The following is a 19,685-nucleotide window of genomic DNA, read 5'->3' as shown; positions in this document are numbered from 1 at the left end:
GAAGGCAGGAAACCAGCTATGCGACAGGTCACGCGAAAAGGCCTGATCACCGTGGCGGCCGCGGGCGGCATGCTCGTCCTCGGCGGCGGCTACGCCCACGCGCACGGGGGTGCGGATGCCCAGGGCGGCGCCTCGAATTCCCCGGGTGTGCTCTCCGGGAACACGGTCCAGGTTCCGGTTCATGTCCCGGTCAACGTCTGCGGCAACACCGTGAACGTCATCGGGGTGCTGAACCCCACGTTCGGAAACGGCTGCGCGAACACGTCCACCCCGAACCACGGCGGGGGTGCCCACGCCGACGGCGGTACGACGAAGTCCCCGGGGGTCGGCTCCGGCAACACGGTCCAGGTGCCCGTCGACGTACCCGTCAACGCGTGCGGGAACAGTGTGACGATCGGCGGTCTCGGCAACGGTGCGTTCGGCAACGACTGCGCCAACGGGCCGGAGGGGAACAACCCGGGTGAGCCCGGTGAGCCCGGTGAGCCCGGTGAGCCCGGTGAGCCGGGAGAGCCGGGAGAGCCTGGGGAACCCGGTGAGCCGGGAGAGCCCGGGGAACCTGGTGAGCCCGGTACCCCTGGTGAGCCGGGGACGCCGATCGAGCCGTCGGTCCCGAGCACCCCGAACACCCCGGACACCAACACCGTCACTCCGCCCAGGGGCACGGACGAGCTCGCGCAGACCGGTGCCGGTCAGCTCGGGTTCCTGATCCCCGCGAGTGCCGGCCTGCTGCTCGGCGGTGCGGTCCTCTACCGAAGGGCCCGCGCCTCCGCGTGATTGCGTCGTCACGCAACGGAACGGGCCCGCGACAACGGGCCCGTTCCGTCCTTCGCGCAACAGGAACTCACCACGTGGCGCGAACCTGACGAATGATGCGCCGGCGCAGCCGCACCTTGCGGCTGCCGTCCCGGCGAAGACTCAGTCGGTCCAACTCCCAGTGTCCGTACTCGGCATGGTCGGTCAGCAGACGGGTCGCTTCCTTGCGGGAGACCCCGCGTGGCACGTACACGTCGACAAATTCGTATTCCGGCATCGCATCTATTGTGCGGGCAGAGGCCCAGTACGGATAGCGTCTGCACTATGTCTGATGCATCCGCTCCTGCGCAGCCCACGGCTGCCGAGGTTCGCGCCGCCGCCGAGGCGGTCAAAGCCGCGCTGGACCGTCACCTCGAAGCGGTCGAGCGCCGCACGGGAGAGGACGACCCGGCGGTCTACGACGCGTTCAACGCCCTCGCCGCCGCGGCCGAGGCGTACGACGAGCGTCTCTACGACCGGTACGACGAGGTCACGCCCTTCGAGATCCCCGGAGCGGACGATTCCCTTCCGCCCTATGCCGGTCCCGACGAGCCGAACGCCCTGAGCGTCCTCATCCGCCGTGACTATGCCGTGGTCGAACCGCAGCGGTTGCTCGCCCAGGCCCAGCGCATCGCCGATGTGGACCGGGACGAGACCGCGGACCAGGCGGCAGCGGCGGTGGTCGGCACGAGCGTGCACGCCGCGCTGGGGGTGCTCTTCGGCGAGTACGAACCGGACGAGATCGCCTCCCGGCACAAGGAGTTCGGCCTCGAGGAGGGCGACTCCACCCTGTGGGTGTCCGCGGCGGACGAGCTGCCCGAGCCCGGGGAGTGGCTGAGCACCCCGTTCGACCAGGCCGATCCGGAGCGGGTCGTGTGCCGCTTCGACGTCAGCTCGGTCTTCGACGAGGACGAGGTGGACGAGGACCTGGACAACCTCGACACGGCCGACAGGTGATGGCCCGGGGGGCTCACGCCCCCCGAGCCCGCTGCCGGGCGGGCTGCTACTGCGGCCCGCGTCCCGGCGACGGTTCACTCGCCCGGGGCGCGAGGAGAGCCTCGAGCAGGACCCGCAGCCGGGTCGTGCGCGGCGCGGCCGGGACTTCCGCCACCGCGCGCGGGAGGGCCTGCTCCACGCCGTGGACGACGGACAGATGGCGCTCGCCGCGGCTGAAGGCCGTGTAGACCCAGGGGCGGCTCAGGCCCTGCGCCGCGTCGCCCGGCAGGACGACGACCACCGCGGGCCAGCGCATCCCGGCCGCCTGGTGCGCGGTGAGCGCCCAGCCGTGCCGGACCGCGGAGTCGACCCGCTCCTTCGATACGACGACGGGCGTGCCGTCGCAGTCGAGCCGCAGGCCCTCCGCGTCGGCCCCGACCACCGTGCCGGAGACGGTCCGCCCGGCCGACGGGACGTACGCGACCCGGTCGCCGGGGTCGAAGCCGCCGAAGCGACCGGGGCCGGGGTTGAGCCGCTGCTTGAGCGCCGCGTTGAGCGCGCGGGTCCCCGCGGAGCCGCCGTGGCCGACCGTGATCACCTGGGTCTGGCCGGACGGCACGCCGATCGCCCGCGGTACCGAGTCCGCGACCAGCTGGACCGTACGGTGCACGGCCTCGCCCGCGTCACGGACGGGGACGATCACGACCTCCTTGCCGGGCGCCTCCACCTGGTTCAGCTCGCCGATGCCGATACCGGAGACCAGTTCCCCGATCGGGCCCGGGTCGGGCGTGCGGGACGCGATCTGCGGGCACACGCGAGCCGCCAGCACATCGGCGAACACCCGCCCCGCACCCGCCGACCACAGCACCCCGGGATCGCCGCTGAGCAGCAGCCGGCTGCCGTCCGGCATCGACTCCACGAGCATCGCGGCGGTCTCGACATCCAGCTGCGGAGCGTCGAGGACCGCGAGCAGATCGAGGGCCAGTGCACCGTCCTCGTCACGGCCGGGGCCCTGCGTGCCGGAGACCAGCCCGTGCACCGTGACCGCGTCGGCGCCGAGCCGGCGACGGCCGTTCTCACTGTGGGTCGCGATCACCGCGCGCAGACCGAGCGCGCGGGCGGCCTCGACCACGGCCACCGGCTCGGCGCGCGCCGCCTCACCACCGGTGTGCAGCACGAGTCCGTGTCCGCCGACGGCCCTGACCAGATCGGGCCCGTCCCAGGTGTCGCCGGGGCCGGTTCTCACCAGCCGGGCCAGACCGTCCGCGAGGCTCTCCTCCGCGAGCGCGTACCGGTCGAGCCCCAGCAGGACGGGGACGGCCGCCTGCTCCTGCTCCTGGCGCTGTTCTCCGGTGCTCTCCTCCAGCCCGTCCTGGAACACCAGGACGGCCCCCTCGGAGATCGCGTGCTCGAGCGCCTCATCGGGCTCGGGCACCGAACGCCCGTCGAGAGCCTCGCGCACGACCGACGACTCCAGCGCCGTGTGTCCCTGCAGCGCGGCCTGCTCCAGCAGCCACGTCACCAGCGCCGCGGCCCGTCGTTCGTCGCCCGGCCCGCACTCCTCGCCGAGCAGCGCCCGGGCGAACCCGTCGGCCTGTTCCGGCCGCACGCCCGGCACGCCCAGCAACCGCCACGGGTCCTCGCGCAGCGCCTGTGCGGCCTGCTCCCCGAGCACTCCGGCGACTCGCGCCGCGAGTCCGTCCGGCGCCCCGCCCGCCACCAGGACCTCCAGCACGGCGGCCACAGCGCCGGGGTCGGCGTGCTGCGGGGCGGGCTCCGGCTCCGGCACCTTCGGCCGCGCCGGCGGCGGCACGGACGACGCCGCGGGCCGCCGAGGCGCGGTGGGCGCCTCGAAGAACCCGCTCCCCGACTTCTCGCCGCTCTCCACGGCCCGCACGGCTGCCAGCAGATCGGCGGCCGTGCCGCTCAGCTTCGTGCCGGCCTCGATCGGCCCGCCCTTCTCCGCCTTCCGCTTCTCGATCCGCGCCCTCAGCTCCCGCTGCGCCGCCAGCTCGGCCTCCGCCTCGGACACCTTGCTGCCGTCGCCGGCCTCGCCGTCCCCTTCGACCCCTTCGGATTCGTCCCCTTCGGACGCGCGGGAGCCGGCTTCGTCAGGGCTCGAGCCCTCGCCCGTCTCGGGCGCACCGTCCGAGGGCGCGGGCGCGGAGGCAGCGTCCTCCACGTCCTCGGCGGGGACGTCGGCCGGGGATCCGGGGGTCGCCCCGGGAAGCGCAGTCACAGCGTGCTCCAGTCCTGGTCGGGATAGCGGTGCACGGGCGCCGACACATCGTCGAGCGCCTGGCAGATCTCGTCAGGAAGACTAAGGCTCTCCACTGACAACGCCGCCGTGAGCTGCTGCGCGGTGCGCGCGCCGACGATCGGGGCCACCACACCCGGGCGGTCGCGGACCCACGCCAGCGCCACCTCCAGCGGCGTCGTCGCCAATCCGTCCGCCGCGGTTGCCACCGCGTCCACGATCCGGCTCGCCGCCTCGTCCAGATACGGTTCGACGAACGCGGCCATCAGCTCCGACGCCCCGCGCGAGTCCCCCGGCGTCGCCGTCCGGTACTTGCCGGTGAGCACGCCGCGGCCCAGGGGCGAGGAAGGGAGCAGCCCCACGCCGAGGTCCAGCGCCGCGGGCAGCACCTCGCGTTCGACGCCGCGCTGCAGCAGCGAGTACTCCATCTGCGTGCTCGCCAGGCGCGTCCGTATGCCCGGGGCGGCCAGCTGCCAGGTCGCCGCCTTCGCCAGCTGCCAGCCGCAGAAGTTCGACACGCCCGCGTACCGCGCACGCCCGCTGCTCACCGCCAGATCCAGCGCCTGGAGCGTCTCCTCCAGCGGCGTCAGCGGGTCGAAGGCGTGGATCTGCCAGAGGTCGACATAGTCGGTCCCGAGCCGGTCGAGGGATGCGTCCAGCGCCGTGAGCAGGTGGCCGCGCGAGCCGTCGAAGCGGCGGTCCGCCTCGAGCACGCTTCCCGCCTTCGTCGCGATGACCAGATCGCGCCGCGGAACGAGCCGCTCCACGAGCCGCCCCAGCAGATACTCGGCCTCCCCGCCGCCGTACACATCAGCGGTGTCGACCAGCGTGCCACCGGCCTCCCAGAAGACCTTCAACTGGTCGGCGGCGTCGTGCTCGTCGGTGTCCCGCCCCCACGTGAGGGTGCCGAGCCCGATCCGGGACACGCGCAGGCCGGTGCGGCCGAGATGCCTCTGCTCCATGGCGGCGAGATTACTGGCCACGGCCCCACCCGGAGCGACCCTGTGGACAACTCGCCCCTGACGGATCCCGTGCACCCGCGCTAAAGTCCCGCGACAAGGACGTTACTCATCGGTAAGGGGAGCGGTATGCGGCTCGGCATCAATCTCGGCTACTGGGGCGCGGGGATGGACAGCGACAATCTCGCCGTCGCCCAGGAGGCGGACCGCCTCGGCTACGACGTCTGCTGGGCCGCCGAGGCGTACGGCTCGGACGCCCCGACCGTTCTCGCCTGGGTCGCCGCCCAGACGGAGAGCATCGACGTCGGCTCGGCGATCCTCCAGATCCCCGCCCGGCAGCCCGCCATGACCGCGATGACCGCGGCCACCCTCGACTCGCTCTCCGGCGGCCGCTTCCGCCTCGGCCTCGGCGTGTCGGGCCCGCAGGTCTCCGAGGGCTGGTACGGCGTCAAGTTCGACAAGCCCCTCTCCCGCACCCGTGAGTACGTCGAGATCGTCCGCAGGGCGATGACCCGCGAGCGCCTCTCGTACGAGGGCGAGCACTGGACCCTTCCGCTGCCCGGCGGCCCCGGAAAGCCGATCAAGCTCACCGTCCACCCCCAGCGCGAGCACATCCCGCTGTACATCGCCGCCATCGGCCCCAAGAACCTGGAGCAGACCGGCGAGATCGCCGATGGCGCCCTGCTGATCTTCCCCTCCGCGGACCACCTGGAGGACACCGCGATCCGCCACCTCCGCGCGGGCCGCGAGAAGGCCGGGAAGACCATGGAGGGCTTCGACGTCTGCCCCACCGTCCCGCTGGCCGTCGGCGACGACGTCAACGCTCTGGCCGACATGTTCCGCCCGTACACCGCGCTGTACGTCGGCGGCATGGGCAGCCGCAAGCAGAACTTCTACAACCAGCTCGCCCAGCGCATGGGCTACGAGAAGGAAGCCGCGGAGATCCAGGACAAGTACCTGTCCGGGGACAAGGACGGCGCCGCGGCGGCCGTGCCGCACTCGCTGATCGACTCGACGACGCTGCTCGGTTCCGTCGACCGGATCGCCGAGCGGATGCAGGCGTACGCGGCAGCGGGGGTCACGACCCTCACGCTCGCCCCGGCCGGCTTCACGCTCGACGAGCGCCTCGCGGCCCTGCGGGCCGGCACGGACGCCCTGGAGCGCTCCGGGCTCGCCTGACCGGGGACATCTGCCCCGGGCAGGCCTGCGGCCGTGGTGGGGGCTCGGGGTCATCCCCGCCACGGCCGTCACGACACCTAACGCGCCACACGGCCGTGGGTCACGCACCGCGTCGCGTGGGGGGCTCCGCCCCGGCCCCTGTTTCCGGGGGCTCCGCCCAGAGCCCGCTCCCCCCACGCCCCTGGCGGTCGTGGGGAAACCCCCACCTCGATCCGCGTGGGCGGACCGCGTGGTGCCAGCCCGCCACAGGCGGCGGCCCGGAAGCGCTGCGCAGTGCCTGCCGCGCGCCGACCTTTTTCGGCCTTTCGGCGGAGTCGGGTCGCGCACCTGTTGCCGGTCCGGTCTGTCCGCATTTGACTCGTTCTTTGCGGACACCTGACCGGAGGTGGCAGTGATGCTCTCGGCCCGAAGCCTGTTCCAGGAAATCCTCGACAACGACGATTCCTACCAGCTGTTCTGTTCGATCGCCGCGAGCGGCGAGACCCAGGGCGGCTGGGAGAACGCCCGGATCGCGGCCCTGGTGCCCGGGACGATGCGCGACCTCGCCCCGAAGATCACCCGGCACGGATCCGACGAGGACAAACACGGCCGGATCTTCAACGCCCTGCTGAAGAAACGCGGCCTGGACCCGGTCGACGTACCGCCCGGGACCGACTACACGATGCTGTTGGAGAAGCACGGCATCGGCCTCGCCCACGACAAGCTCCGCCGCGACGAGCGGCTCACCGAGAACGACATCGTCGTCTACCTCTCGCACAGCCGCGTCACCGAGCAGCGCGCCGCCGACCAGATGGACATGCTGGTCAAGAACTTCGGTGAGCACCCCGAGGTCGGCAAGGCCATCAAGCAGATCTGCCACGACGAGGAGAACCACCTGTCGTACTGCCACGAGGAGTTGCTCCGCCTCGCGTACGCGGGCCGCGGCCGCACCATCCAGCGCACCCTCCGCGAGTGCGCCCTCACCGAGATCACCGTCTACCGGGACGTCAGCCTCGCCGTCATGTCTCACATGGGCAGGATCCTGAAGTGGCCGAAGCCCAAGTCGGCGGCGCTGGCGGCCGGCATCCGGGCGATGTACGCGTACGAGCGCGCCGGGGGCTGGCGGCGCATGGTCAGCCTGACGATGCCCGAGCGGCGCGACGCCCTCGGAGGCCCGGCGACGACGGCCGTCGTCGTCTGACGTGACGCAGCGCTGCCCCGGTCACAGCCAGCCGCGTCGCTTGAACATCCGGTGCAGCCCGAGCACCACCCCGGCCATGAGCAGGATCACCGACGGATACGCCCACCACCACCGCAGCTCGGGCATGTGCTCGAAGTTCATGCCGTAGATCCCGGCCACCATCGTGGGCACCGCGATCATCGCCGCCCACGCCGAGATCTTCCGCACGTCGTCGTTCTGCCGTACGCCCATCTGCGCGAGATGCGCGGAGAGGATGTCCGAGAGCAGCCTGTCCAGCCCTTCCACCTGCTCGTTGACGCGGGTCAGATGGTCGCTGACGTCGCGGAAGAACGGCTGCGAGTGCTCGTGCACGAAGGGCACGGAGGCGCTCGCCAGCCGGGTCACCGGGGACCCGAGCGGCACGGTGGCCCGGCGGAACTCCAGCAGCTGGCGCTTGAAGTTGTAGATCTTGGCCGCGACCGGAGGTCCGGGGGCCGTCCCCCGGGAAGATGCAGCGCGGGCGTCGCCCCCGGTGGGCTCGAAGACAGCCGCCTCCAACTCCTCCAGGTCCGTCTGGAGCTCGCCGGCGACATCGACGTAGTGGTCGACGATGGCATCACTGACGGCGTACAGCACCGCCGTCGGACCGTGCCTCAGGACGTGCGGATCGGCCTCGAGCCGCAGCCGTACGGCATGCAGCGGCGCGCTCTCCCCGTGCCGGACCGTCACCACGAACGAGTCACCGATGAAGACCATCACCTCGTCGGCGGAGACGGTGTCGCTCTCCGCGTCGTACTTCACCGGCTTGAGGACCACGAAGAGCGAGTCCTCGTACACCTCGAGCTTGGGCCGCTGGTGGGCGGTGAGCGCGTCCTCGACGGCCAGCGGATGCAGCCCGAACTCGGTGCTGACGAGGTCGAACTCGTCCTCGGTCGGCTCGTACAGCCCGATCCACAGGAAGGCGTCCCCGGTCGCGCGGGCCTCGTCGAGCGCATCGGAGAAGTCGTCGGGGCCCTTGGTGCGGCGGCCCTCCCGGTAGATGGCGTAATCGACGATCACGGCGCGCATTCTTCCCTGCCCGGGCTCCGCCCACACGCAGGCGGCGTACGCGCCTTAGGCTGGCCGCCATGGCCACGCTGATCCTCGTACGCCACGGACGCTCCACCGCCAACACTGCCGGGGTGCTCGCCGGCTGGACACCCGGGGTCGCCCTCGACGAGCGCGGCGCCGTGCAGGCCGCGGCGCTGCCCGGGCGGCTCGCCGGGGTGGAGCTCGCCGCGGTCGTCACCAGTCCGCTCCAGCGATGTCTGGAGACCCTGCAGCCGCTGCTCGACGAGCGTCCGGGGCTGCCGCTGCACACCGACGAACGGATCGGTGAATGCCACTACGGCGAATGGTCGGGCCGCAAGCTCGCCGAACTCGCCGACGAGCCGCTGATGGAGGTCGTGCAGCGGCACCCCTCCGCGGCGGCGTTCCCCGGCGGCGAGTCGATGCGCGCCATGCAGGCGAGGGCGGTCGATGCCGTGCGCGACTGGAACGCGCGGATCGAGGAGGAGCACGGCGAGGACGCGGTCTACCTGATGTGCTCGCACGGCGACATCATCAAGTCGCTGGTGGCGGACGCGCTCGGGATGCATCTCGATCTCTTCCAGCGGATCCACGTCGAACCCTGTTCGGTGACGGCGGTCCGCTACACCCGGGTGCGGCCCTTTCTGCTGCGGCTGGGCGACACAGGGGACTTCGGGGTGCTCAAGCCGCGCAAACCGCAGGAGGAGGGCCCGGACGGTACCGCGGTGGTCGGGGGCGGTGCGGGCGCACCGTGATCGGATCGCGCAGTAGGGTGGACGGGCCGAAAGCCCGCTGACTCTCAAGGGAGACAGGACGTGTCCCGTCAGGTGTTCCTCTACGACCCTCCGGAGCGGTTCGTGGCCGGTACGGTCGGGCTGCCTGGACGTCGTACGTTCTTTCTGCAGGCTTCCGCAGGCGGGCGCGTGACCAGCGTCGCCCTGGAGAAGACCCAGGTCGCCGCGCTCGCGGAGCGGATGGACGAGCTGCTCGACGAGGTGGTGCGGCGCACCGGGGGCAACGCCCCGGTGCCGGCCATGGCGCCCGCGGACGTCACCGACACGGCGCCGCTGGACGTTCCGGTCGAGGAGGAGTTCCGGGTCGGCACGATGGCGCTGGCCTGGGACGGCGAGGAACAGCGCATGATCGTCGAGGCGCAGGCGCTCGTCGAGCTGGACGTGGACTCCGAGGAGGACCTCGCGGAGGCCGAGGAACGGCTGCTGCAGGACGAGGAGAACGGTCCGCCGATGCTGCGCGTCCGGCTGACCGGGGCGCAGGCGAGGGCCTTCGCCAAGCGCGCCCTGGACGTGGTGAACGCGGGGCGGCCGCCGTGTCCGCTGTGCAGCCTGCCGCTCGACCCGGAGGGACATGTATGTCCGCGCCAGAACGGATACCGTCGCGGAGCGTGACGACAAACGCGAACCCGAACGCGCACACGAACGCTCACTCGCCCACGAACGCTCACGCGACGGCTGTCGAATTGCTCACCAAGGGTGAGCTGACCGTGAAGGGGCGGATCCGCGAGGCGTCCAACGCGGTGCTGTACTGCTCCGTCTCGTACGACGGCGGGGAAGCGCACTGCGTGTACAAGCCGATCGCGGGCGAGCGCCCGCTCTGGGACTTCCCCGACGGCAACCTGGCGCGCCGCGAGGTGGCGGCGTACGAGGTCTCCGAGGCGACGGGCTGGGGGCTCGTACCCCCGACGGTGCTGCGCGACGGGCCGTACGGCGAGGGCATGGTCCAGCTCTGGATCGAGGGGGACCCGTCCGCCGGGCTGCTCGCTCTCGTCGAGGACGAGGAGGCGGGCGACGGCTGGAGGGCGGTCGGCTTCGCGGACGTGGGGGAGGGGCGGACGGCGCTCCTCGTGCACGCCGACGATCCACGGCTGCGGAGGCTGGCCGTCCTGGACGCGGTGATCAACAACGGGGACCGCAAAGGCGGGCATCTGCTGCCGACGGCGGACGGGCGGCTGTACGCGATCGACCACGGCGTCACCTTCAACGTCGACGACAAGCTCCGCACCCTGCTCTGGGGGTGGGCGGGCGAGCCCCTGACGAGGGAGGCGGTCGAGGTGCTCGGCACCCTGATGGCCTCCCTCGCCGAGGGCGCCGCCCTGGCTACGCGCCTCGGGGAACTCCTCACCCCGGCGGAGGTGGCCGCCGTACGCTCCCGCGTGGCCGGCCTCCTGGCCTCCACCCGCCACCCGGAACCCTCGGGGGAGTGGCCCGCGATCCCGTGGCCTCCGGTGTAGGACCCGCTCCACGGCTCTGCGGGAGCTCTGCAGGCCACCTTCCATACCCCCAGGTCACCGATCCGCGCAAGAGTGCCGAACCGGCCAAGAGGCGGCATCCGGTTCGTATCCGGAACCCGCGTCCGGTTACGCTCATGGCATGTATGCCTGGCCCGCTTCTGAGGTCCCCGCCCTGCCCGGCATGGGCCGCGACCTCCGGATCCACGACACCGCGACCGGGGGTCCCGTCACCCTCGACCCCGGTCCCGTCGCCCGTATCTACGTCTGCGGAATCACCCCGTACGACGCGACCCACCTGGGTCACGCGGCGACCTACAACGCGTTCGACCTCGTCCAGCGCGTGTGGCTCGACACCAAGCGGCAGGTTCATTACGTCCAGAACGTCACGGACGTCGACGATCCCCTCCTCGAACGCGCGCAGCGCGACGGCGAGGACTGGGTCGGGCTGGCCGAGCGCGAGACCGCGCTGTTCCGCGAGGACATGACCGCCCTGCGGATGCTGCCCCCGAAGCACTACATCGGTGCCGTCGAGGCCATACCCGGGATCGTTCCCCTCGTCGAGCGGCTGCGCGACGCCGGTGCCGCGTACGAACTCGACGGCGACGTCTACTTCTCCGTGGAAGCCGATCCGCACTTCGGCGAAGTGTCGAACTACGACGCCGAAGTGATGCGGGCCCTCTCCGCCGAGCGCGGCGGCGACCCCGAGCGGCCCGGCAAGAAGAACCCGCTCGACCCCATGCTCTGGCTGGCCGCCCGCGAGAGCGAGCCCAGTTGGGACGGCGGCAGCCTCGGCCGGGGCCGGCCCGGCTGGCACATCGAGTGCGTCGCCATCGCCCTCGACCACCTCGGCATGGGTTTCGACGTGCAGGGCGGCGGCTCCGATCTCGCCTTCCCGCACCACGAGATGGGCGCCTCGCACGCCCAGGTCCTCACCGGCGAGCACCCGTTCGCCAAGGCGTATGTGCACGCGGGCATGGTCGCCCTGCACGGCGAGAAGATGTCGAAGTCCAAGGGCAACCTGGTCTTCGTCTCCACGCTGCGCCGCGAGGGCGTCGACCCCGCCGCCATCCGGCTCGCGCTGCTGTCCCACCACTACCGCGCCGACTGGGAGTGGACCGACGAGGTGCTCCAGGACGCCGAGGCCCGCCTCGGCCGCTGGCGCGCCGCAGTGTCGCGCCCCGACGGGCCGTCCGCCGACGCGCTCGTCGAGGAGATCCGCGAGGCCCTCGCGAACGACCTGGACGCCCCCGCCGCGCTCGCCGCCGTCGACCGCTGGGCCGAGCTCCAGCGCACCGAAGGCGGCACGGACGAGGGTGCGCCCGGTCTCGTGTCGCGTGGTGTGGACGCGCTGTTGGGCGTGGCTCTGTAAAACCGCAGTCTGCGGCACGTATCCGCGACACCGCCCCTGGACTTCCTTCCGGAGTCCGGGGGCGGTTCCGTTTTGCCCATGGCCTCGTGCTCGTTTCTGCGCTAAATACGCTCTATGCAATCATCAAAGCGCATCAGATGCGTCAGAGCGGCGGTGGCCGGGGCCTTGCTCGGTTTCCTCTCGGTGCTCGCGGGGCCGGGAAGCGCCCAGGCCGAACCGTCCCCCACCACCGTCGGGGACGTCACCGGCTTCACCGCCGAAGGACCCGTCTACCGCCTCACCGCCGGGAAGGCCGAGGCCCGCGTCAGCTTCGTCTCCCAGGAGACCTTCCGCATCGAACTCGCCCCCGACGGTGCCTTCACCGACCCGACGGGCACCGACATCGTCCTCCCGCAGGGCACTCCGCCCGCCACCCGCTGGAAGGACCAGGGCGACCGCTACGAGCTCAGCACGTCAAAGGTGACACTGCACGCCTACAAGTCCCCGCTCCGCTTCGCCCTGTACCGGGCCGACGGCACCCGACTCTGGTCCGAGACCCAGGGGCTGACCTGGAGTCAGGACCGGATGACCCAGACGCTCGCGCGCGGCGGCGCCGAGCAGTTCTACGGCGCCGGAATGCAGAACGGCCGCGGCAACACCTCCCACCGCGGCAAGACCGTCGAGGTCGGCGTCGACTACAACTGGAACGACGGCGGCCACCCCAACTCCGTCCCGTTCTACCTCTCCTCGGCCGGCTACGGCGTCTACCGCAACACGTACGCCCCCAACACGTACGTCTTCGGCGAGCCCGTCACCACCACCGCGAAGGAACAGCGCTTCGACGCCTACTACTTCGCCGGGCCGAGCGCCAAGGACGTCATCGGGCAGTACACCCGGCTGACCGGCAAGCCCTTCATGCCGCCCGTCTACGGCCTGGAGATCGGCGACGCCGACTGCTACCTGCACAACGCCAACCGCGGCGAACGGCACACCCTCGACGCCCTCAAGGTCGCCGACGGCTACGTCGAGAACGACATGCCCAACGGCTGGATGCTGGTCAACGACGGCTACGGCTGCGGCTACGAGAACCTCGCCGAGACCGCGCAGGGCCTCCAGCAGCGCAAGACGCAGCTCGGGCTGTGGACCGAGGACGGCCTCGACAAGCTCGCCGACCAGGTCAAGGCCGGCCAGCGGGTCGCGAAGCTCGATGTCGCCTGGGTCGGCGCGGGCTACAAGTTCGCCCTCGACGGCTGCAAGGACGCGTACGCCGGAATCGAGGCGAACAGCACCGCCCGCGGCTTCACCTGGGCGCCCGAGAGCTGGTCCGGTGCCCAGCGCTGCGGCGTCCAGTGGTCCGGCGACCAGTCCGGCACCTGGGAGTACATCCGCTGGCAGATCCCGACCTACGCGGGCGCATCCATGTCCGGCCTCGCCTACACGACCGGCGACGTGGACGGCATCTTCGGCGGCAGCCCCAAGACGTACACGCGCGACCTGCAGTGGAAGATGTTCCTCCCGGTCACGATGACCATGGACGGCTGGGCCGCCAGCGACAAGCAGCCCTTCCGCTACGGCGAGCCCTACACCTCCATCAACCGGGACTACCTCAAGCTCCACGAGGCCCTGCTGCCGTACATCTACACGCACGCGAACGAGGCCACCAAGACCGGCGTCGGCCTCGCCCGCCCGCTCGTGCTGGAGTACCCCGACGATCCCAAGGCGGCGACGGACGCGGCCAAGTACGAGTTCCTGAGCGGCGAGGACTTCCTCGTCGCGCCCGTCCACCAGGACGCCGTGCAGCGCGACGGCATCTACCTGCCGAAGGGCACCTGGATCGACTACTGGAGCGGGCGGGCCTACGAGGGCCCGGTCACCGTCGACGACTACAGCGCCCCGCTCGACACCCTCCCGCTGTTCGTGCGTGCCGGGGCCACCGTGCCCATGTGGCCCGGCGGCATCCGCTCCTACGCCGACCGCACCGCGGACTCCCCGCTGGCCTGGGACATCTACCCGCAGGGCGACTCGTCCTTCACGCTGTACGAGGACGACGGGGTGACGCGGGAGCACCGCGCGGGCAAGTACGCCACTCAGCGCGCCGACGTCGAGGCCCCGCGCCGCGGCGCGGGCGATGTGACCGTACGGATCGGCGCGAGCAAGGGCTCCTTCACCGGCAAGCAGACCGCCAGGCCGTACCGGTTCACCCTGCACACCGGGGACGCGCCGAGCGCGGTGGAGCTCGACGACCGCAAGCTGCCCCGGCTCACCTCGAAGGCGGCGTACGAGGCGGCGACGCAGGGCTGGTTCTACGACCGCGACGACCGCGGCGGCGTGGTTCTGGTCAAGACCCCCGCAGTGCGCACCGACCGCGGCTTCGCCCTTGAGCTGGCGGACACCGCGGCGGTCGGCGGCGCCGTGCCGGGCGCCACCGCGGTCGTCACCGCGCCGGCGGGACAGGAACTCGGCGCCGGTGCGCCCGGAAAGGTCGCGGTCGATGTGACGGCGGGCAGCCACGACGCCACCGGGGTCTCCGTCTCGCTGGCCGCCCCGGCGGGCTGGGAGGTCACGCCCGCGGCGACCGTGGACCGTATCCCGGCGGGCACGACGCGTCGCGTGGAGGTCGCGGTCACCCCCGCCGAGGAGGCCCGGCCGGGCGAGGCGACGCTCACGGCGACCGTGCGGCACCGGTCGGCGGGCCAGGACCGTACCGCCGTGCAGCGGTTCGCGGTCGGCGTGATGCCGGAGCCGCCGGCCGTCGACGCCTGGGCGAGCGATCTGGTGTGGCTGAAGTCCACGAACGGCTGGGGGCCGCCCGAACGCGACCGCAGCAACGGCGAGTCGGGTGCGAGCGACGGACATACGCTCACCCTCGCCGGAAAGACCTATGAGAAGGGCATCGGAGCGCACGCCGACTCCGACATCGAGGTCTATCTCGGCGGCCGCTGCACCGCGTTCACCGCCGACATCGGCATCGACGACGAGATCAACGGCTACGGCGAGGTGGCCTTCTCGGTCGAGGCGGACGGCAAGGTGCTGTGGACCTCGCCGAAGCTCACCGGCGCGTCGGCCACCGTGCCGACCGAGGTGGATGTGACCGGCGCACGCCACGTCCATCTGCGGATCACCGACACCAACGGCTCGAAGTCCGGTGACCACGGCGACTGGGCGGCAGCCCGTTTCCGCTGCGGCTGACGGCTCGTAACGCCCTTACGGGGAGCGGGGTGGTGCCGGTCGGCACCACCCCGCTCCCGCTGATCGCTCCTCAGTCCTCGGACGTGTCCGAGGAGCCCGGGCCCGAGTCCGGACCCGTATCGCTCCCGCTCTCGTCCTCGCTCTCGTTGCCCGGCTGCGGCTTCGGCGGCTTGGGCGGCTTCGTACGGCCGCTGGACGTGTCCCGCAGATACGAGCCCGCGTCGCCGCTCTCCGTCGCGTGCCCGCCCTGCGCCTGCCCCGGGCCGGGACCGCCGTCCCGGCGCCGCAGATACCGCTCGAACTCGCGGGCGATGGCCTCACCGGACGCCTCCGGAAGCTCGGCGGTGTCCCGTGCCTCCTCCAGCGTCTGCACGTACTCCGCCACTTCGCTGTCCTCGGAGGCCAGTTGGTCCACGCCGAGCTGCCAGGCGCGTGCGTCCTCCGGCAGTTCGCCGAGCGGGATACGGAGGTCGATGAGATCCTCCAGCCGGTTCAGCAGGGCCAGCGTCGCCTTCGGGTTGGGCGGCTGCGAGACGTAGTGCGGCACCGCCGCCCACAGCGACACGGCCGGCACCCCGGCGTGCGTGCACGCCTCCTGGAGGATGCCCACGATGCCCGTCGGGCCCTCGTACCGCGTCTCCTCCAGGTCCATCGTCCTGGCCAGGTCCGGGTCCGACGTGACCCCGCTGACCGGCACCGGACGGGTGTGCGGGGTGTCGCCGAGGAGCGCGCCCAGGATCACCACCATCTCGACGCCCAGCTCATGGGCGAAGCCCAGCAGCTCGTTGCAGAACGAGCGCCAGCGCATGGACGGCTCGATCCCGCGGACCAGCACCAGATCGCGGGGCTTCTCGCCGCCGACCCGGACCACGGAGAGCCGGGTTGTGGGCCAGGTGATCTTCCGTACCCCGCCGTCCAGCCACACCGTGGGCCGGTTGACCTGGAAGTCGTAGTAGTCCTCGGCGTCGAGCGCCGCGACCACCTCGCCCTTCCATTCCCGGTCCAGGTGTGCGACCGCGGTGGAGGCGGCGTCGCCGGCGTCGTTCCAGCCCTCGAACGCGGCCACCATGACCGGGTCGATCAGCTCGGGAACCCCCTCGAGCTCGATCACCCAGTGCCTCCTTTCGGCGTTCCCTTGCGTACGGACCAACCTTACGGCTTCACGGGTGCCCGCCCGAGCCTCTGTGCACGGCTGGGTGAAGTTCGATACGGCAGGGGCATAGGTCAGGGGAATACCGGATCCGGGCGGAGATTCATCCGAGCTGTCATCGGGATTCTTCCGTCCCGGCCCTGGACGCTGCCCAGGTGGCGGCGCTATACATCGGATGACCGGAAGAGGTCCGATGTTCCAGCGGGGGCGTGCATGAGTCAGACCGTCACAGGGTTCGAGGTCCACGACGTCCGTTTCCCCACCTCGGAACAGCTCGACGGCTCCGACGCCATGAACCCCGACCCCGACTACTCGGCCGCCTACGTGGTCATCCGCACCGACGCGGGGGCCGAAGGACACGGCTTCTGCTTCACCATCGGCCGCGGCAACGATGTCATCGCCGCCGCCATCGAGGCGCTGCGGCCCTATGTCGTCGGGCGCCCCGCCCCCCTCACGGCCGCCGCCCTCGCCGCACTTCACCTCGACCTCACCCATGACTCGCAGCTGCGCTGGCTCGGCCCCGAGAAGGGCGTGATGCACATGGCGGCCGGGGCGGTGATCAACGCCGCCTGGGATCTCGCGGCGACCCGGGCCGGACAGCCCGTGTGGGAGTACCTCGCCGCGATGACCCCGGAGGAGCTCGTCTCCCTCGTCGACTTCCGCTATCTCACCGACGTACTGACGCCGGAAGAGGCTCTCGCGATCCTGCGCGCCGCCGAGCCCGGCAGACAACGGCGGGCCGAACGGCTGCGCGCCGAGGGCTATCCCGCGTACACCACGTCGCCCGGCTGGCTCGGCTACTCCGACACGAAGCTGGTCACGCTCGCCCGACAGGCCGTCGCCGACGGATTCGGCCAGATCAAGCTGAAGGTCGGCGCCGACCTCGACGACGACGTACGGCGCCTGAAACTGGCACGCGCCGCTGTGGGTCCCGCCGTACGCATCGCGGTCGACGCCAACCAGCGCTGGGACGTCCCCGACGCGCTGCGCTGGATGGAGGCCCTGGCGCCGTACGAGCCCCACTGGATCGAGGAACCCACCAGCCCCGACGACGTCCTCGGCCATGCGGCCGTTCGCGCCGGGCAGCCCGTCAAGGTCGCCACCGGCGAGCATGCCGCCAACCGGGTCGTCTTCAAGCAGCTGCTCCAGGCCGGAGCCGTCGACTTCGTCCAGATCGACGCGGCTCGTGTCGCCGGCGTCAACGAGAACCTCGCGATCCTGCTGCTCGCCGCCAAGTACGGCGTACCCGTCTGCCCGCATGCGGGCGGGGTAGGGCTGTGCGAACTGGTGCAGCACCTCGCGATGTTCGACTACGTCGCCGTCTCCGGCAGCAAGGAGGACCGGGTCGTCGAGTACGTCGACCACCTCCACGAACACTTCACCGCCCCGGCCGTCGTCGAGAACGGGCACTACGTCGCACCGCGGACGCCCGGCTTCTCCTCCCGTATGCGGCCCGAATCGCTCGCCGCGCACCGCTACCCGGAAGGGCCCGTCTGGCGGGCCCGCGCATCCGCCCAGGAGGTCGGCAACTCATGACACCGAGACGGGACTTGGCGCAGGACTTCGAGGGCATGGTGGCCATGGTCACCGGCGGCGCCTCCGGTATCGGAGCCGCGACCGCCGAACTGCTGCTCGCCAGGGGCGCCAGGGTCGCCGTCCTCGACCGGGACACGGCGGGCGCGCCGGAAGGGACACTCGCGCTGAAGGCGGACGTCACCGATGACGTGGCAGTGCGTACGGCCATCGATGACATTGCACAGGAGTACGGCGCCCTCCACACCGTCGTCTCCAACGCGGGCATCGGCGCCATCGGCACCGTCGCCGACAACCCCGACGACGAATGGCGCCGCGTCCTCGACATCAACGTCCTCGGCATGGTCCGCACCGCCCGGCACGCCCTGCCCCATCTGCGGGCCGCCGCCACCGAGCGCCCCGGCCATGTCTCCATCACCCAGACCTGCTCGATCGCCGCCACCGCGGGACTGCCCCAGCGCGCCCTCTACAGCGCCTCCAAGGGAGCCGTCCTCTCCCTCACCCTCGCCATGGCCGCCGACCACGTCCGCGAGGGCATCCGCGTCAACTGCGTCAACCCGGGCACGGCCGACACCCCGTGGATCGGCCGACTCCTCGACCAGGCCGCCGACCCCGCGGCCGAGCGGGCCGCACTCGAAGCCCGTCAGCCCACCGGACGTCTCGTCGCCGCCGCCGAGGTCGCGGCCGCCGTCGTCTATCTCGCCAGTCCCGCCGCGGCCGCCGTCACGGGCACGGCACTCGCGGTCGACGGCGGAATGCAGGGACTGCGCCTGCGCCCCGCCACCTGAACCGACAACGCCAACACCAGTAGACCGTAGAAGGACGGGACCATGAGAGTGCGTACGACAAGTGCCGCGGCCTGCGCCGTACTTCTGGCCGTCACGGCCCTCGCGGGCTGCAACCGGGACCAGAGCGGCGGGTCGGGCGCCGCCGGCAAGGTGGGTATCGATCTGCCGCGCAGCGACAGCGACTTCTGGAACTCGTACCAGCAGTACATCGAGAAGGGCGTCAAGGACGGCGAGGTCGACGCGCTCTCGCTGACCAACTCGCAGAACGACATCGGAAAGCTGGTCTCCAACGTTCAGGTCTTCACCGACCAGGGAGCCAGGGCCGTCGTCATGGCCCCGCAGGACACCGGCGCGATAGCCGAGACCCTGCAGACCCTGGAGGAGAAGAAGATCCCGGTCGTCTCCGTCGACACCCGCCCCGACAAGGGCCGCGTCTACATGGTCGTACGGGCCGACAACCGCGCGTACGGCGAGAAGGCCTGCCAGTACCTCGGCGAGCAGCTGAAGGGCAAGGGCAAGGTCGTCGAGTTCCAGGGCGACCTGTCGTCCATCAACGGCCGGGACCGCTCAGAGGCGTTCAAGTCCTGCATGGACAAGAACTTCCCCGGCATCCAGGTCTTCGAGCTGGCCACCGACTGGAAGGGTGACGTCGCATCGGCCAAGCTCCAGTCCACGCTCGCCGCCCACCCGGACATCAACGGCATCTACATGCAGGCCGGCGGCGTCTTCCTGCAGCCCACCCTCGCCCTCCTCGAGCAGAAGAAGCTGCTCAAGGCGCCCGGGACGCCCGGTCACATCACGATCGTCTCCAACGACGGCATCCCCGAGGAACTGGCCGCCATCCGGGAGGGGAAGATCGACGCGACCGTCTCCCAGCCCGCCGACCTCTACGCCGAGTACGCGCTGCACTACGCCAAGGCCGCCCTGGAGGGGAAGACCTTCAAGGAGGGCGCGACCGACCACGACTCCACCATCATCAAGATCCCGAACGGCTTCGAGGACCAGCTCCCGGCGCCGCTCGTGACCAAGGAGAACGTGGACGACCCGAAGCTCTGGGCCAACCAGCTGGAGAAGTAGCC

General features: G+C 71.4%; 17 protein-coding genes. 12 read left to right on the top strand and 5 right to left on the bottom strand.

Going from position 1 to position 19,685, the window contains the following annotated elements; all coding sequences use genetic code 11:
- Positions 1-18 precede the first annotated feature (18 nt).
- Positions 19-774 (top strand): chaplin, encoded by a 756-nt coding sequence (locus ACWCXB_RS13215; protein ID WP_450722149.1) that lies wholly within the window; start codon positions 19-21, stop codon positions 772-774.
- 67 nt (positions 775-841) lie between these two features.
- On the opposite strand, the gene ACWCXB_RS13210 is transcribed toward ACWCXB_RS13215, so the two are convergent.
- Entirely contained in the window at positions 842-1,030 is a 189-nt protein-coding gene (locus ACWCXB_RS13210; protein WP_175410115.1) for a DUF5703 family protein, read from the bottom strand.
- A gap of 47 nt (positions 1,031-1,077) precedes the next feature.
- On the opposite strand from ACWCXB_RS13210, the gene ACWCXB_RS13205 reads away from it, so the two are divergent.
- Positions 1,078-1,749: a hypothetical protein gene (locus ACWCXB_RS13205; RefSeq protein WP_450722147.1), complete on the top strand. Its 672-nt coding sequence runs from the start codon at positions 1,078-1,080 to the stop codon at positions 1,747-1,749.
- A gap of 46 nt (positions 1,750-1,795) precedes the next feature.
- Here the strand turns inward: ACWCXB_RS13205 and ACWCXB_RS13200 are convergent, their stop codons facing one another.
- The gene (locus tag ACWCXB_RS13200) at positions 1,796-3,979 is read right to left on the bottom strand and encodes a helix-hairpin-helix domain-containing protein (RefSeq protein WP_450722400.1); all 2,184 of its coding nucleotides are present in this window, start codon (positions 3,977-3,979) and stop codon (positions 1,796-1,798) included.
- The gene (locus ACWCXB_RS13195; protein ID WP_450722145.1) at positions 3,964-4,947 is read right to left on the bottom strand and encodes an aldo/keto reductase; all 984 of its coding nucleotides are present in this window, start codon (positions 4,945-4,947) and stop codon (positions 3,964-3,966) included. Before ACWCXB_RS13195 ends, ACWCXB_RS13200 begins: the two co-directional genes overlap by 16 nt.
- 126 nt (positions 4,948-5,073) lie before the next feature.
- On the opposite strand from ACWCXB_RS13195, the gene ACWCXB_RS13190 reads away from it, so the two are divergent.
- A complete protein-coding gene (locus ACWCXB_RS13190) occupies positions 5,074-6,123 on the top strand; it encodes an LLM class F420-dependent oxidoreductase (protein ID WP_450722143.1) in 1,050 nt (349 codons plus the stop codon).
- Positions 6,124-6,517: 394 nt separating this feature from the next.
- Positions 6,518-7,303 carry a ferritin-like domain-containing protein gene (locus tag ACWCXB_RS13185; protein ID WP_450722141.1) on the top strand — a complete coding sequence of 262 codons (786 nt, stop codon included), beginning with the start codon at positions 6,518-6,520 and terminating at the stop codon, positions 7,301-7,303.
- 21 nt (positions 7,304-7,324) lie between these two features.
- Here ACWCXB_RS13185 and corA read toward each other — a convergent pair whose 3' ends face one another.
- Positions 7,325-8,350 (bottom strand): magnesium/cobalt transporter CorA, encoded by a 1,026-nt coding sequence (corA, locus tag ACWCXB_RS13180; protein ID WP_450722139.1) that lies wholly within the window; start codon positions 8,348-8,350, stop codon positions 7,325-7,327.
- Between the two features lie 59 nt (positions 8,351-8,409).
- On the opposite strand from corA, the gene ACWCXB_RS13175 reads away from it, so the two are divergent.
- From ACWCXB_RS13175 to ACWCXB_RS13155, 5 genes are all read left to right on the top strand, one after another.
- Positions 8,410-9,105 carry a histidine phosphatase family protein gene (locus ACWCXB_RS13175; protein WP_450722137.1) on the top strand — a complete coding sequence of 232 codons (696 nt, stop codon included), beginning with the start codon at positions 8,410-8,412 and terminating at the stop codon, positions 9,103-9,105.
- A gap of 60 nt (positions 9,106-9,165) precedes the next feature.
- The gene (locus ACWCXB_RS13170; protein ID WP_450722135.1) at positions 9,166-9,756 is read left to right on the top strand and encodes a DUF3090 domain-containing protein; all 591 of its coding nucleotides are present in this window, start codon (positions 9,166-9,168) and stop codon (positions 9,754-9,756) included.
- Positions 9,720-10,598 carry an SCO1664 family protein gene (locus tag ACWCXB_RS13165; RefSeq protein WP_450722133.1) on the top strand — a complete coding sequence of 293 codons (879 nt, stop codon included), beginning with the start codon at positions 9,720-9,722 and terminating at the stop codon, positions 10,596-10,598. Before ACWCXB_RS13170 ends, ACWCXB_RS13165 begins: the two co-directional genes overlap by 37 nt.
- Positions 10,599-10,737: 139 nt before the next feature.
- Positions 10,738-11,967 carry a cysteine--1-D-myo-inosityl 2-amino-2-deoxy-alpha-D-glucopyranoside ligase gene (gene mshC / locus ACWCXB_RS13160; RefSeq protein WP_450722131.1) on the top strand — a complete coding sequence of 410 codons (1,230 nt, stop codon included), beginning with the start codon at positions 10,738-10,740 and terminating at the stop codon, positions 11,965-11,967.
- 114 nt (positions 11,968-12,081) lie between these two features.
- Positions 12,082-15,135, top strand: coding sequence for an NPCBM/NEW2 domain-containing protein (locus ACWCXB_RS13155; RefSeq protein WP_450722129.1), 3,054 nt, complete (start codon positions 12,082-12,084; stop codon positions 15,133-15,135).
- Positions 15,136-15,205: 70 nt separating this feature from the next.
- Here ACWCXB_RS13155 and ACWCXB_RS13150 read toward each other — a convergent pair whose 3' ends face one another.
- The gene (locus ACWCXB_RS13150) at positions 15,206-16,246 is read right to left on the bottom strand and encodes a PAC2 family protein (protein ID WP_450722127.1); all 1,041 of its coding nucleotides are present in this window, start codon (positions 16,244-16,246) and stop codon (positions 15,206-15,208) included.
- Between the two features lie 252 nt (positions 16,247-16,498).
- Between ACWCXB_RS13150 and ACWCXB_RS13145 the strand changes: the two genes are divergently transcribed.
- Genes ACWCXB_RS13145 through ACWCXB_RS13135 form a run of 3 tightly spaced genes read left to right on the top strand, consistent with a single transcriptional unit; the run spans position 16,499 to position 19,683 of the window.
- Positions 16,499-17,821: an enolase C-terminal domain-like protein gene (locus ACWCXB_RS13145; protein WP_450722125.1), complete on the top strand. Its 1,323-nt coding sequence runs from the start codon at positions 16,499-16,501 to the stop codon at positions 17,819-17,821.
- On the top strand, positions 17,818-18,606 hold the full coding sequence (locus ACWCXB_RS13140; protein ID WP_450722123.1) for an SDR family NAD(P)-dependent oxidoreductase: 789 nt from the start codon (positions 17,818-17,820) through the stop codon (positions 18,604-18,606). The genes ACWCXB_RS13145 and ACWCXB_RS13140 overlap by 4 nt, the downstream gene beginning before the upstream one ends.
- 42 nt (positions 18,607-18,648) lie before the next feature.
- A complete protein-coding gene (locus ACWCXB_RS13135) occupies positions 18,649-19,683 on the top strand; it encodes a sugar ABC transporter substrate-binding protein (RefSeq protein ID WP_450722121.1) in 1,035 nt (344 codons plus the stop codon).
- Positions 19,684-19,685 lie beyond the last annotated feature (2 nt).

Source organism: Streptomyces sp. NPDC001514, assembly GCF_053597075.1.
This window is presented reverse-complemented; position numbering and strand designations above follow the sequence as displayed.

Bases quoted from the DNA above. Each gene is read 5' to 3' on its own strand.
- ACWCXB_RS13215 (WP_450722149.1), top strand. From the start codon at position 19: ATGCGACAGGTCACGCGAAAAGGCCTGATCACCGTGGCGGCCGCGGGC.
- ACWCXB_RS13210 (WP_175410115.1), bottom strand. From the start codon at position 1,030: ATGCCGGAATACGAATTTGTCGACGTGTACGTGCCACGCGGGGTCTCC.
- ACWCXB_RS13205 (WP_450722147.1), top strand. From the start codon at position 1,078: ATGTCTGATGCATCCGCTCCTGCGCAGCCCACGGCTGCCGAGGTTCGC.
- ACWCXB_RS13195 (WP_450722145.1), bottom strand. From the start codon at position 4,947: ATGGAGCAGAGGCATCTCGGCCGCACCGGCCTGCGCGTGTCCCGGATC.
- ACWCXB_RS13190 (WP_450722143.1), top strand. From the start codon at position 5,074: ATGCGGCTCGGCATCAATCTCGGCTACTGGGGCGCGGGGATGGACAGC.
- ACWCXB_RS13185 (WP_450722141.1), top strand. From the start codon at position 6,518: ATGCTCTCGGCCCGAAGCCTGTTCCAGGAAATCCTCGACAACGACGAT.
- corA (WP_450722139.1), bottom strand. From the start codon at position 8,350: ATGCGCGCCGTGATCGTCGATTACGCCATCTACCGGGAGGGCCGCCGC.
- ACWCXB_RS13175 (WP_450722137.1), top strand. From the start codon at position 8,410: ATGGCCACGCTGATCCTCGTACGCCACGGACGCTCCACCGCCAACACT.
- ACWCXB_RS13165 (WP_450722133.1), top strand. From the start codon at position 9,720: ATGTCCGCGCCAGAACGGATACCGTCGCGGAGCGTGACGACAAACGCG.
- mshC (WP_450722131.1), top strand. From the start codon at position 10,738: ATGTATGCCTGGCCCGCTTCTGAGGTCCCCGCCCTGCCCGGCATGGGC.
- ACWCXB_RS13155 (WP_450722129.1), top strand. From the start codon at position 12,082: ATGCAATCATCAAAGCGCATCAGATGCGTCAGAGCGGCGGTGGCCGGG.
- ACWCXB_RS13145 (WP_450722125.1), top strand. From the start codon at position 16,499: ATGAGTCAGACCGTCACAGGGTTCGAGGTCCACGACGTCCGTTTCCCC.
- ACWCXB_RS13140 (WP_450722123.1), top strand. From the start codon at position 17,818: ATGACACCGAGACGGGACTTGGCGCAGGACTTCGAGGGCATGGTGGCC.
- ACWCXB_RS13135 (WP_450722121.1), top strand. From the start codon at position 18,649: ATGAGAGTGCGTACGACAAGTGCCGCGGCCTGCGCCGTACTTCTGGCC.